The sequence below is a fragment of the Comamonas testosteroni genome (genome assembly GCF_000761245.1).
Taxonomy (GTDB): domain Bacteria; phylum Pseudomonadota; class Gammaproteobacteria; order Burkholderiales; family Burkholderiaceae_C; genus Comamonas; species Comamonas testosteroni_C.
Map to the genome: position 1 here is coordinate 174,672 of NZ_AWOR01000021.1, position 13,621 is coordinate 188,292.

The 13,621-nt window shown below is 64.6% G+C and carries 10 protein-coding genes; all 10 read right to left on the minus strand.

Annotated elements, in window-relative coordinates; all coding sequences use genetic code 11:
• Positions 1-68: 68 nt before the first annotated feature.
• The 10 genes from P353_RS05745 to P353_RS05790 all read right to left on the minus strand — a co-directional run bounded on the left by P353_RS05745 (position 69) and on the right by P353_RS05790 (position 13,586).
• Positions 69-689: a response regulator transcription factor gene (locus P353_RS05745; RefSeq protein ID WP_034366491.1), complete on the minus strand. Its 621-nt coding sequence runs from the start codon at positions 687-689 to the stop codon at positions 69-71.
• Positions 682-1,782, minus strand: coding sequence for a sensor histidine kinase (locus tag P353_RS05750; protein WP_034366613.1), 1,101 nt, complete (start codon positions 1,780-1,782; stop codon positions 682-684). The genes P353_RS05745 and P353_RS05750 overlap by 8 nt, the downstream gene beginning before the upstream one ends.
• 89 nt (positions 1,783-1,871) lie before the next feature.
• Positions 1,872-3,197, minus strand: coding sequence for a TolC family protein (locus tag P353_RS05755; protein ID WP_034366495.1), 1,326 nt, complete (start codon positions 3,195-3,197; stop codon positions 1,872-1,874).
• A gap of 38 nt (positions 3,198-3,235) precedes the next feature.
• Positions 3,236-6,406, minus strand: coding sequence for an efflux RND transporter permease subunit (locus P353_RS05760; protein WP_034366498.1), 3,171 nt, complete (start codon positions 6,404-6,406; stop codon positions 3,236-3,238).
• Positions 6,403-7,548 (minus strand): efflux RND transporter periplasmic adaptor subunit, encoded by a 1,146-nt coding sequence (locus P353_RS05765; protein WP_034366501.1) that lies wholly within the window; start codon positions 7,546-7,548, stop codon positions 6,403-6,405. The genes P353_RS05760 and P353_RS05765 overlap by 4 nt, the downstream gene beginning before the upstream one ends.
• Positions 7,549-7,972: 424 nt before the next feature.
• Positions 7,973-8,971 carry a tripartite tricarboxylate transporter substrate-binding protein gene (locus tag P353_RS05770; protein WP_034366504.1) on the minus strand — a complete coding sequence of 333 codons (999 nt, stop codon included), beginning with the start codon at positions 8,969-8,971 and terminating at the stop codon, positions 7,973-7,975.
• A 102-nt stretch (positions 8,972-9,073) separates the two neighbouring features.
• Positions 9,074-9,943 (minus strand): carboxylating nicotinate-nucleotide diphosphorylase, encoded by an 870-nt coding sequence (gene nadC / locus P353_RS05775; RefSeq protein WP_034366507.1) that lies wholly within the window; start codon positions 9,941-9,943, stop codon positions 9,074-9,076.
• A gap of 150 nt (positions 9,944-10,093) precedes the next feature.
• The gene (locus P353_RS05780) at positions 10,094-11,032 is read right to left on the minus strand and encodes an NUDIX hydrolase (protein WP_003071111.1); all 939 of its coding nucleotides are present in this window, start codon (positions 11,030-11,032) and stop codon (positions 10,094-10,096) included.
• Between the two features lie 46 nt (positions 11,033-11,078).
• Complete coding sequence (locus tag P353_RS05785; protein ID WP_034366510.1) at positions 11,079-12,467, minus strand: sensor domain-containing diguanylate cyclase; 1,389 nt, start codon at positions 12,465-12,467, stop codon at positions 11,079-11,081.
• 564 nt (positions 12,468-13,031) lie between these two features.
• The gene (locus tag P353_RS05790; RefSeq protein WP_052084739.1) at positions 13,032-13,586 is read right to left on the minus strand and encodes a DUF3455 domain-containing protein; all 555 of its coding nucleotides are present in this window, start codon (positions 13,584-13,586) and stop codon (positions 13,032-13,034) included.
• Positions 13,587-13,621 lie beyond the last annotated feature (35 nt).

Below are 13,621 nucleotides of genomic sequence, written 5' to 3' on the forward strand. Positions count from 1 at the left end.
GTACGGGCACCCACAACACCTGCTGCGCCCGCGAAGTGACACCCGGCAGGCCAACCATGTGGCTGGCATCAGCGGATGCTCAGCTTCTCCAGCATGCGCACCAGCTCGGCAACCGAGCCAGCTTCCATCTTGCGCATGGCTTGAGATCGTCTGACTTTGATGGTGATTTCGCTGACATCCAGCTCCCCCGCGATCTGCTTGTTGAGCAGGCCTCGCACCACGCCAATCAACACCGACTGCTCCCCACTGGACAGCGAATTCCAACGCGAACGCAACTCCAGCAACTGCCCATCCTGCGCACGGCGCCGGCGATCAAGGGCAATACCTTGCTGTATGGCATCGAGCAAATCCTGATCGCGAAACGGCTTGGTCAGAAACTCTATGGCCCCGGTCTTCATGGCCTCCACGCTCATGGGAATATCTCCATGCCCGGTGATGAAGATGGTGGGAAAGCGCAGGCCCTGCTCCAGCATCTGGCGCCTGAACTCCATGCCGCTTTGGCCTGGCATGCGGATATCCAGCACCAGGCAGGCCGGCCCCTCGGGCGGACTCAGCTCCAGATGGGCGAGAAAGTCGCGCGTCGCGCCGAAGGCGGACACGGCCAGGCCCACGGAGAGAAGCAAATCCTCGATGGCCGCGCGCACCGAGGCGTCGTCATCGATCACATACACGGTTTCGAGTTCAGCCAAGCTGGTGTCCTCCTGCTGCGGGCTCTGCCGGTGCGACGAAAGCCGCGATGGTCACATGGAACACTGCGCCGCGGCGCCCGTCCTCTCGGTCCGTGGCCCAGATGCGGCCGCCGTTGGCCTCGGCCATGTGGCGGCTGATATTCAGCCCCAGACCCATGCCCTCGCGCTTGGTAGTCCAGAAGGCATCGAACAGGTGGCTTTTGGCCTGTGGCGACAGTCCCTCTCCCGCATCGGTGACGGTCAGCACCAGCTGCTGGCCCAGAGCCTGAGTGGCCACGGCAATGCGCCGCTGCACGGCCGGAGTGTCCTGCATGGCGTCCATGGCGTTGAGCAGCAGATTGCCCAGCACCTGCAAGAACTGCACTCGGTCGCACCAGGCCGGCGCCAAGCCCGGCGCCAGCTGCAGGTCCATGGCGATGGAGCGCTGGTTCAGGTCCGCGCCCGACAGATTCACCATCTCGCGCACCGCCTCGTTGAGATCGAACTTCTGCTTGCTCGGCCCCTCGCCGCGCGCCATGGAGCGGATACGCGCAATGACCTCGCTGGCGCGCCGCGCATCGCCCAGGATGCGCTCCAGCGCCTGGCCGGCTTTTTCGAGATTCGGCGGCTGCTGGGCCAGCCAGCGCTGGCTGGCATTGCCGCTGGTGACGATGGCGGCCAGCGGCTGGTTGACCTCATGGGCGATCGAGGCCGTCACCTGTCCCAGGCTGGTGGCCTGAGTGATGCGCAGCAGCTGGGTCTGTGCCGCGTGGGCCGCATTCTGGGCGGCCACCATCTTCAGGCCCAGATAGGCCGTGATAACGATGGCCAGGATGCTGATGCCCGTGTTGATGAGTCCGGTGCGGTAGGCGCCGGCCGGCGTCAGCGCAAAGCTGGCCAGGGTGAGCGCTATGCACAGCGCCGTGACGCCTATCACCAGGCGCGGGCTGAACCAGCGCACCGCCACGAGGATGATGGCCGTGTGGAACACGGCCGCGGCCACCGCATACTCGGTCAGCGTATCCAGCGCGAAGATGGCTGCCATGGTCGCGGCCATGCCGGCCAGGATCAGGGCCCGGCGCAGATGCACAAAGCGTTGCGGTTCGACGGTCATGGCATGCAGGGCGGAGCTCAGGGCGTGAAAGACCCGCTGATTGTGGCGCAAGATGCGCGCACGCCAGCCCTGTCCATCTACTCCGCTCATCACAGCGCGGGCCGCTGGCCTATGCTCAGTTGCAGATCCACAGTGGCCTTGGCCAGATCGGCATCGGCCTGCAGATAGCCGAGATAGGCATGATCGGCCGAGCGCTGGGCCGACAGCAGCTCCAGCAGCGAAGCCTGGCCGTGGCGGTAGGACAGGCGAATGCTCTCGAGCACGCGCTGCGCATCGGCCAGCACATTGCTGCGATAGCGCTCCACGTTCTCCTGCGCCGCCGCGAAGCGGAAATAGGCGGAGCGCACATCGGCCTCGGCCTTGTGCTGCGACTGCTGCAGCCCCAGCATGGCCTGGGTCACCACGGCCTCGGCCTGCAGCACCTCGCCGCGGTTCAGGCGCGAGAACGGGATGGGCATGCTCACCGAGACCGACAGCATGCGCGAGCGATTGCCCGCATCGAAGGCCTTGCCCTCGGCATCCAGGCCCGCTGACGTGGCCGGTATGGCGGTCATGCCCACGGCCAGCGTGGGATTGACCCATCGGTTGGCCTGGGCCACGCCGGCGTTGTCGCGCGCATTATCCAGCGTGGCCTGGGCCACACGCACATCGCTGCGCACCTGCAGGGCCTGGACCACCAGGGCGTCGATGTTCTTGTCGTTCGCAAAGGGCTGGAAATCGCATTGCAGATCCTCGGAGCCGAAGACCTGCGAGAGCTTGCGCCCCAGCGGCACGCTCAGGGCCAGACGCGAGGTCTGGGCATCGGCGCGCGCCTGGGTCACATCGGCCTGGAACTGGTCGCGCTCCACGCGCGACTGCCGCCACTCCACGGTGCCGATGTCGCCGGCCTTGCGCCGCACCTCGTTGGCCTTGACCACATCGGACAGGGCCTTGAGCGTCTGCTCCTTGCGCTCCAGCGCCCGGCGGTCGCGGCAGGCCTGGGTGAAGTCCTGGGCCGCATCGGAAAACAGCTGGGTGCGAAAGCCCTCGACGCCGGCCTCGGCCAGCTTCACCTGGCTGCGCGCGGCACGGATGCGGGCCGAGCGCTTGCCGCCGGTCTCCAGCTCCATGCTGAGCTCGTAGCTCCGGTTCAGCGGACGCGGCAGGCCGCTCCTGACCTGTTCGCGCGCGGCCCCCAGCGAGAGCTGGGGATCGGGGCGTATGCCCGCGATGCCGACACCGGCCTGGGCCGACACCACGTTCTGTTGCTGAGATTGCAAGTCCAGGCTGTGCTGCTCGACGGCGCTCAGATAGTCGCTAAGGCGCAGCCCGGCGGCCGCAGGCTGCGCCGCTGCCTGGGCCAATGCCGTGCCGCCCAGGCCCAGCGCCGCCAGCAGCACAGCCAGGCGCTTGAGGGAGAGGAAGGGAAATTGCATGGTGCTTCCAAGTTCGTAGGTATCGCGCGGGCCCGGACTCAGGGGGCCATGCGCTCTGCGACGGCCGATGTCGTCACCGAAGCGGCATCCTCGTCGTCGACTTCGCCGCGCTCGGCCGCACGCCGGCGCTTGCGCTCTGCCGCACGCTGGGCACGCAGCTCGATCACGTAGTAGAGACTGGGCAGCAGCAGCAGCGTCAGCAAGGTGGCGCTGACCAGGCCGCAGACCACCACGGTGGCCAGGGGCCGCTGTACATCGCTGCCCAAGCCCGTGGCCAGCATGGCCGGCGTGAGGCCGAAGGCGGCCACGGTGGCCGTCATCAGCACCGGGCGCATACGGCTAGATGCCCCCTCGAGCACGGCCTCGCGCAGCTGCAGCCCGTCCTCGCGGCGCAGCCGGTTGATCTGCGAGACCATGAGCACGCCCGACAGCACGGCCACGCCGAACAGCGCGATAAAGCCCACGGCACTCGAGACATTGAGCGTCATGCCGCGCAGGTGCAGTCCGGCAAAGCCGCCTATCATGGCCAGCGGCACCACGCCCAGCACCAGCAGCGGCTGGCGCAGATTGCCGAACTCGCCGAACAGCAGCACCAGCATGATGCCCAGCGTCAGCGGCAGGATGACCAGCAGCCGCGCCTCGGCACGCTGCAGGTTCTCGAACTGGCCGCCCCACTCGATATGGGTCTTCTGGTGGTCGTACTGGAGGTGAGTATCGAGGGCCTCGTGTGCATCCTTGAGGAAGCCCGCGAGATCGCGGCCGCGCACATTGAGCTTGACCAGAATGTGGCGCTCGCCGCCCTCGCGCACGATCACGCTCTGGCCCACAGTGGTGCTGATGCGAGCCACGTCGGCCAGCGGCACCTGGGCGCCGTTGGTCGCGGCCAGGCGCAGCGCGCCTATGGCCTCGGGGTTGCTGCGCGTGCCGGGCGCGAAGCGCACCGTCATGTCGTAGCTGCGTTCACCCACGTAGAGCTGGCCTATGGAGGCCCCGCCCACGCCCGTGGAGATCAGCTGCGCCACATCGGCGGCATTGATGCCGTAGCGCGCGGCGGCCGCACGGTCCAGGTCTATGCGCAGATTGGGCAGCGGCGGCTCGATGTCCACGGCCACGTCGGCCGCACCGGGCACCTTGGACAGAATGCCCACCATCTCGTCGGCCACGCGCCGGTCCTCGCTCAGGTCCTGGCCGTAGACCTTCACGGTCAGATCGCTGTGCGCACCCGAGAGCTTGTCCTGCACGCCGTCGATCATGGGCTGCATGAAGCCCACGGTATAGCCGGGCAGCTTCTCGAAGCGCTCGGCCATCTTGGCAATCAGCTGCTGCTTGTTCAGGCCCGACTTCCATTGGTCGTAGGGATGCAGGCCCACGCTGGCCTCGATATGCGAGGGCGTCCAGTAATCGGTGCCGTCGTCGTTGCGTCCGGTCTGGGTCACGATGTAGGACACCTCGGGGAACTCCAGCGTGGCCCGGCGCAGTTCGTCGGCCATGTCGCGCGCCTTGTCCAGCGTGATGCCGGGCGGCATCTGCACCTGCAGCCAGATCGAGCCTTCGTCCAGATAGGGCAGGAAATCGCGGCCTATGGTGCCGGCCAGCAGCACCAGCGCCACCAGTGCCGCCGCCACGGCCCCGACCAGCCAGCGCATCCGCCCCACGGCCGCGCCAAGGAAGCGGTCATAGTGCTCGCCCAGGAAGTAGAGCACGGGGTTGTGGAAGATCTTGCGCGGACGGCGGAAGGCCAGCCATGCCAGGCCCGGCGTGAGCAGCAGCGCCACGGCCAGCGCCCCCACGAGGGCCGCCCCCACGGCACTGGCCATGGGCGAGAACAGCTTGTACTCGATGCGCTCGAAGCCGAACAGCGGCAGATAGGCGGCCGCGATCACGCACATGCCGAAGAAGATGGGACGCGCCACCTGCAGCGTGGCCGAGATGGCATCGCGCGGCGTCAAGGGCTTGTCCTCCTGGGCCTCGCGGCGGCGCAGAATGTTCTCGACAACGACCACGGCTCCATCGACCAGAATGCCGAAGTCGATGGCTCCCAGCGACAGCAGATTGGCCGGGATCTTGGCGTGATGCATGAACACAAAGGCCAGCAGCAGCGCCATGGGAATGGTCAGTGCCACAATCAGCGCCGCGCGCGGGCTGCCCAGGAACAGCAGCAGCACCAGGGTCACGACGATCATGCCTTCGGCCAGTGTCTTGCCCACGGTATGCGTGGTGCGCTCGATCAGCGTGGTGCGGTCCAGATAGGGAACGACCTTGACGTCGGGCGGCAGCAGCTTCTCGTTGAGTTCCTTCACCGCGGCATGAATGCCTTCCAGCGCCTTGGAGGGATTGGCGTCCTTGAGCAGCAGCACGATGCCTTCCAGCGTGTCGGAGTTGTCGTCCTTGCCCAGAATGCCGCGGCGCTCCACATTGCCATAGGTCAGGCGTCCCAGGTCCTTGACCAGGATCGGAGTGCCGTTGTCCGAGGTCTTGACCACCACATTGCCCATGTCGTCGAGCGATCTCAGCAAGCCCACGCCGCGCACCACATAGGAGACTTCGCCGCGGTCTATGACGCTGCCGCCGCCGCTGGCGTTGTTGGCATTGATGGCATCGATCACCTGGGACAGGGTCAGCCCGTACTGCAGCAGGTGCGCGGGATCGAGCTCGAGCATGAACTGCGTGGTCAGGCCGCCGAAATTCGTCACGTCCACCACGGACTGGGCTTTCTTGAGCCGCGGGATCACCACCCACTGCTGCAGCTCGGACAGCTCGCGCAGGCTGTGCGTGGGACTCTCCAAGGTATAGCGGTAGACCTCGCCCGTGGGCGAACTGTAGGGGTCGAGCGCAGCGCGCGCGCCATAGGGCAGATCGACCTCGTCCATGCGCTCCTTGAGGCGCTGGCGCGCCCAGTAGCCGTCGACCCCGTCCTCGAACACCACGGTGATCAGCGACAGGCCGAACAGGCTGCGCGAACGCAGCACATGCATGGCCGGCGTGGCCAGCAGCGCACGCTCCAGCGGAATCGTGATCTGCTGCTCGATTTCCTCGGCCGCCAGGCCCGGCACCTGGGTGACGATCTGCGAGGTCACATCGGCGATGTCGGGATACGCCTCCAGCGGCAGCTGCTTCCAGCTGAACCCGCCATACAGGGCCGCGAAGATGAAGATCAGCCACACCACGCCACGGCGCGCGAAGCTGAGATTGACGATGCGCTCGATCATTGCAGCAGCACTCCACCGTTGACGACGATGCGCTCGCCGGCCGCGAGGCCAGAGCGGATCTCCACCTTGCCGTCCTGCTGCACGCCGACCTGCACGTCGCGTGGCTCAAAGCGCGCGCCCTTGTCCGAGCGGCCCTTGTCCACGAACACCCGCGCGCTCACATTGCCCTGGAGCAGCGCCGTGGTCGGCACCATGAGGGCGTCGCGGCCCGGGCCGTCGAAGCTCACGCGCGCAAACATGCCGGGGCGCAACCGCCCTTCGCGGTTGTCCACCGCCACGCGCACCTTCACGCTGCGCGTGGCGGCGTCGACGATCTCGCCAACGTATTGCACACGGCCTTCGAGCTTGAGGTCGGGATAGGCGGTCAGCGCGATATGCGCCTCCTGGCCCACATCCACACGAGCCAGGTCGCGCTCGGGCACGTTGGCGCTGAGCCAGACCTTGCTGAGGTCAGCCACGGTCATCACCGAGGCATTCACATCGTTCCAGTAGCCGCCCTGCGAGCCCGCCATCTCCACCACGCGCCCACTGATCGGTGACTTGATCACATAGCTGCCGCGCGAGATGGCCTGCACATCGGCGCCCAGCTGGGCCAGGCGATCGGTCGCCGCGCGCGCATCGGCGCTGGCTGCGACCAGGGATTGCTGCGCGGTCTCATAGTCCTTGCGCGCCGCGATCTCGGCATCGAACAGCAGCTTCTGGCGGTCGAACTCCTGGCGCGCCAGCAGCAGCGCGGACTGGGCCTTGGCATTGTCGGCCCGGGCGCTCGAGATATCGGAGGAGTCCATGGTGATCAAGGCCTCGCCGGCCTTGACCGGATCGCCCAGCTGCCGGTGCAGACGCACCAGCCGGCCCGCGACCGGAGGCGTGATCTTGACCAGCTTTTCAGGCTCGGCCTCGATATTGGCCGGCGCGGAGATCAGGGTCTGGACCTGTTCCTGGGTAACCTGGGCCAGCTTCAGCTGCGCCAGCACCGGAGATTGCGGCGGAACCACGACCAGATTGCCTTCGCGGCGCAGCGCCGTCTGGCTATCGGCAGCGGCGGCCGCAGGCTGTTTGTCGCCATTGCAGGCAGCGAGCGCCAGGCACAGCAGCAGGCAGGCAACCCCCACGGGGCGACGGGATTTCAAGACTGGTTTCATAAGCAGCAAACAGTGGCATCGATATGGCCAGGGCAGGTCCCGGCCCGGGATTGATCCGGCCTCGCTCCTGCAGCTTCTTGATTACAAAAAGCGGAGGCGCAGCAAGGCTGAGGAGCGGCAGAGCACGGCCACGGCCGTGCGCCACAGCGCCTTCAAGAAATGGTCATTCAGGGGGAGCCTCCATGCGATGGACGGCAAAGCATGCCGCCTTGGCGCCAGGGTCTGATGCCCTGATCCCTGCCCTCGATTATCAAATCCACCAGCCGGCAAAGCGAGCCTGCCTTGGGAAGAGAAGCCTGGTTTTTAGTTGGCCCCGGCTATACCTTGGTATAGCGAATTCGTCATATGCCTGAAACGACACAGGCCACCTTTGCAGGTGGCCTGTCACGAACATGGGCGCCTGGCGCCAGCTGTCAGTCACTGCTCAATCGACCTTGAGCCCGAGCTGCGCGGTCACGGCTGCATAGCGCGCTATATCGGCCGCGATGAGCTTGCCGAACTGGGCGGCAGACTGCCTGGCCGGCGTATAGCCCTGCTCGCGCAGCGCCTGCTGCATCTCGGGCTCGGCCAGGATCAGCGCCAGCACCTGGTGCAGACGGTCGATCACGGGCTCCGGCGTGGCGGCCGGCGCCAGCAGCCCATGCCACTGCTCGACGGCAAAGCCGGCCAGACCCTGCTCGGCCACCGTGGGGATATCGGGCAGGGATGCGACGCGGGCCGGTGCCGTGACGGCAATGGCGCGCACGCGGCCAGCAGCTATCAGGGGCGCAGCGCTGCTGGCCGTGACCACGGCCACAGGTACCTGAGCTGCAGCTACCGCAGTGATGGCCGGGCCGCAACCCTTGTAGGGCACATGCTGGAGGCTTGCATGGGCGGCCTGGGCCAGCATCTCACCCGCCATATGCTGGGGCGTGCCGTTGCCGCAGGAGGCAAAAGGCAAGGGCTGGCCGGCGGTCGCGCCGGCCAGCGCATCGTGCAGATTGCGCACGCTGCTTTGGCTGGACACCACCAGCACCGAGGCGATGCTGCCGGCATTGAACACGGCCTTGAAGTCCCGGCGCGGATCGAAGTCCAGATGTCGGTAGACACCGGGGTTGATGGCAAACGAGCTGTTGACCATCAGCAGCGTGGCGCCGTCGGGGGCAGCCTCGGCCACGGCGCGCGCGCCGATATTGCCGCTGGCGCCGGGCCGGTTCTCCACCACTACGGACTGGCCCAGGCGCTGCTGCATGGCCGCGCCCAGGCGACGCGCCAACAGGTCCGTGCCGCCGCCTGGCGGAAAGGTCACAACGATGGTGATGGGCTTTTCAAAACGGACGACTGCCGTGCCCGCGCGGGCATGCCAAATCCCCGCAGCCGTCACCGCCAGCGCTGCAGCAACCAGTACCGCCCAGCTGCGGCGCTCCTTAAGCACGGCCTTCATCAATGCCCCCTAAAACAAGGGAGCGCAAGCAAGCGCCGCTGCGAAGCGAGGCTGTCCTCCGCCCATGGAGGGAAGCGGCAACGCCGCTCAGGGGGCAGGCCATCAAGCGTCCAGACCTATATCGAGAACGCGCGCGCTGTGCGTGAGCCAGCCCACGGCAATCTGGTCCACGCCCGTGGCAGCCACGGCAGGTGCAGTTTCGGGGGTAATACGCCCCGAGGCTTCGGTGATGGCCCGGCCCTTGCACATGCCGACCGCAGTGCGCAAATCATCCAGACCCATATTGTCCAGCAGCACCACATCCACGCCCAGTTGCAGTGCCACATCCAACTGGGCCAGCGTATCCACTTCCAGCTCGATCTTGACCATATGTCCCACGCCGGCACGAGCACGCCCCACAGCCGTGGCGACATCGCCGGCCAGTGCAATGTGGTTGTCCTTGATGAGTACGGCGTCGTCCAGGCCAAAACGGTGGTTGCTGCCGCCACCGACACGCACGGCGTACTTCTGCAAGGCTCGCAGGCCCGGCATGGTCTTGCGCGTGCAGGTCACTCGGGTGCCAAAAGGCTTGATGGCCTCGGCAATCGAATGCGTGGCGCTGGCCACGCCGCTGAGATGACAAAGGTAGTTGAGCGCCGTACGCTCGGCCGTGAGAATGGCTCGGCTTTTGCCGCGAATGCGTGCGATCTCCATACCTGGCTGCAGCAGCGTGCCGTCTGCGCAGCGGACGTCAAACTCCATGCGAGCATCCATCAGCACAAAGGCCAGACGCGCCAGATCAAGTCCGGCCAAGATGCCATCCTGCCTGGCCACCAGACGCAACTCGCCCACCGCATCGGCTGGAACAATGGTGTCGGTGGTCAAGTCTGCGGCGCGTCCCAGATCCTCCAGCAAGGCCATGCGTACCAGCGGCTCCAGCATTACATCGGGCAGGGATGGAACGGGCAAGGCTGCAGTTTTATTAATGCTCATTTTGAGTATTTTTAGTTCAATAAAAAACGCAAAGACTTCCAGATCGCTTTCAGGCCTTACGCAAACCGACTTATGCTAATTCTGAGCATTATTTAAGTCAAGCCACTGCCACAGTTAAAACAGTCCTCCATCCGAAGAGCGGTTCAGGGGCTAATGACTTCTTGCCAGCGGCAGCTTGTTGCCAGCAATGGCGCGCTCAAGCATGACATTGCGTCGGAAGCGGAACAGCTTGGCCGGGCGGCCCGCACCTACGGCCGTCATCTGGCCAGTTTCCTCAACCAGCGCCTGCTGCTCGATCAGGCGCCGGAAGTTCTGCTTGTGCAAGCCGCGCCCCGCCAATGCCTCCACCGTCTGCTGCAACTGCAGCAGCGAGAATTCCTCGGGCATCAACTCGAACACCACGGGCCGATATTTGATTTTGGCGCGCAAACGGGCCATGCCGGTAGCAAGAATGCGGCGGTGATCATTACTCATGGCGGCACCGGGCAGCAATTCGGCAGCGCGTGCTTCATCGCCCTCGCCCCAGGCTTCGGGCACCACACCTGCCTCAAACAGCAGCTCGTAGCGCTGCAGAACCAGTTCCTCGTTCCATTCGTGCTCATCCAGGCCAAAAGTCATTGAAGCTCTTTGCCAACGTGCGCTTCTAGCTACGCTATCTGAAGCAGCTTCGCTCCAGGCATGCAGCGCCGGCGCAATGCGCTCGGCAATCACGCCGGGCATACCGTCGCGCCAGTCCTCCCAGGGAAAGTAGCGGTACCAGTCCTGCCAGCCCGGCTGTGCGGCGCCGACCTCGTCCAGCTCCTGCGTCAGCGCCAGATAGCTGATGGAGATGACATGCATGCCCAGCTGCTGCGAGCGCTCCCTGTCTGCAAAGGTGTAGAGCTGCTCCACAAAGCCCAGAGGATGGTGGGTCTGTTTCTCCACCCAGGCACGCAGGCTGGCCTGCAGCGAGCGGTGGTTGCTGGTAAAAGGCCCGGCAGGCAAGGCACGCCCGGACCCGGTGGTCAGGATACGGGGCTGGCCACCCGTGACGGCAACCAGCACTGCCACCAGATCGGCCTGCACGGAATGCAGTTCGGAATTGTTCAAACCACTCAAAAGCTATGAAGACGAGGACAGGGAGGAAGAGCAAATTCTAAGGTGAGGCAGCCCCTGTCCACGGCTTATCCGGACTCTTCCCCGAAAAGGTCAAGGAATCGCCCTGCGCCAGCAGCTCGGGTGCTTGCACCAAAGGCATGTTCATAGACCCCGTGGCGATGGCCACCTGATTGCGCCCCCTATGCTTGGCCCTGTAGAGCGCCGCATCTGCGCGCTTGAGCAGATCGTCCTCGGTTTCGCCCGGCTCCCAGAGCCCAACCCCCAAAGAGATGGTAAAACGCCCCACCTCAGGATCCGCGCATTCCTCCACGGCACAGCGAATGCGCTCTGCCAAGCCTGCGGCCACACCGAGGCTGGCATCCGAGAGGACGATCAGGAACTCCTCTCCGCCCCAGCGCACGGCATGGTCATAGCGACGAACCTTGCCGGAAAGCACATGTGCCACCATCTTGAGCACGCGATCTCCGGCAACATGACCAAAGCAGTCGTTGACCTGCTTGAAAAGATCGATATCACCCAATATCACGCCATAAGGTCGCAGCTGATTCTGAGCCTGGAGCTGGTTGCGCTTGAGCTCGATCTCGCCTGCATGGCGGTTGAGCAAGCCCGTCAGCTTGTCGCGGTTTGCACGCTCACGCAACTCCATCTCTCGTTGCACCATGCGACTGATGTCTTTTGATGCCCCTACATAGTGGCTGATCTGCCCTGACTCGTCGCGCAGAGCTGCAATGCTTTGCTCGGCGTAATACACGCCGCCGCTTTTGTGACGGTTGATGAAGGTGGCGCGAAAATTGTGGCCAAGACTCAATGCTTCCTGCAACTGGGCATAGAACTCGGGCTCATGCAGGCCCGAGCGCAGCATCTCGGTGGGCTGGCCCAGCAGTTCCGCCGCGCTATAGCCCGTGAGAGCTTCGAAAGCCTGGTTGACAAAGACGATGGTGGAGTCGCGATCCGTGATCAAAATGCCGTCATTGGCCGCATTCAATGCCCTGGCGAGCAGCGCGCGCTCCTGCTCGGCCTGCACACGCTCCGAAATATCGCGCTGCACCGCCACAAAATGCCGAATGACGCCCTTGTCATCACGCACGGGGGAAATATTCCACTCCACGTGGTAGGTGCTGCCGTCCTTGCGGTAGTTCACCACACTGCCCTGAAATGGCAGGCCTTGCTCCAGGGACTCATGCAAACGCTGCAATACCAGTTGATCCGTCAGCAGCCCCTGCAACATGCGCGGCGAGCGGCCCAGCAGCTCTGCTTCGGTGTACCCAGTCATCTCGCACATGGCTGCATTGCAGTACTCGATGACAGGTCCCTCTGCATCCAACCTGGCATCGGTAATCATCACCGCGCAAAAGGACTGAGCCATGGCGATCTCCAGCAGCTGGCCGGTGATCGTTCGCTTTGTGATGGCATTGGCACGAATCATGTTTGAAACCTCGAGCGCGCTTGCAGTCGTGAAGGCTCATTATTCGTTACTTTGCGTCACTTGCGTATACCAAAAACACAGCATCTCAGCTGGTTCACGCCCAGCTGCCCCCAGCTGTGCAGCCACCAAGCCATAAACCGGAAACCTCCGGGATTGTCCCGCTGGCTGAGCTGCCCGCGCCCGCTCCCCGTGCGCATCCCCCATGGCCAGGGATATCAATAGCTCAAACCGTGCATACCCGATACCTGCATGGCACGAATACTGAACACAGCTTCCGGATCTAATCAGACGGCAGCTGCCAGCCTTGGTCCGACCGCAATGGGAAGCATGCATCGTGATTGCCGAAATCAAGCCTAGCAGGCCATTGCCGCAGGCGAGTCCATGCAAAGTGCCGGAATCGAGGCTCTGGCTACCCAGGGCGATTGAGCCACGAGGCCATGGGCACGCTCGCGCCACCGGACCTGCGTGGGGATGCCCCGCAAGCAAAAGCACCTCGTGCACCAGGCTGAAAAAAGGCGCAACGTCCCGGCCTCTGACAGGGAAGGCACGCCACTGGACTCTCTGTCAGGCTGCTTTCCAGAAAATATAGTCGGCCTGATATTGCACGATCTGCTTGCTGCCCAGATTCGCGGCTCCGCAGGCCATGCTCGGCGCGACGCCCCCCTTGGTTGCCACACGCTGGATATAGGTCACCCCCTGCATGGCTCCCATGCCGGTGGCAGGATTGGCCTTGACCAGTTGCAAAGGGATATTGCCCGCTCCGGCAGGAGCCACGGCAAGCTGCGTGGCAGTGACCTTGGAGCCGTCGTTATTCTCCCAAGTCGCTGGCGGCCCCCAGTATTTGCCGATGACCGTACCGCTTCGCGTTTGCAGCTTGGCATCGGGGCCTACAAACACCCATTCGTGCTCGGCTGCCATGTCCTTTTTGGCCCGGCACTCATAGGTGATCTGGCCAACACCCACGGTCTCCATGGCCACTTTGTGCCCTGCGGGCACTTGCACGGAAACCGGAAGTTCGGCTTGTGAATACATGGAGTGAGAGCCCATGGATGAGCAAGCGCTCAAGCCAAGCGCGGACAGGCACAGAGCGGTCAGCGAAAGTGTGTATCGGTGCGTCATGTTAATTCCCTCTAGCAAGGTGAGAAATGCACTGG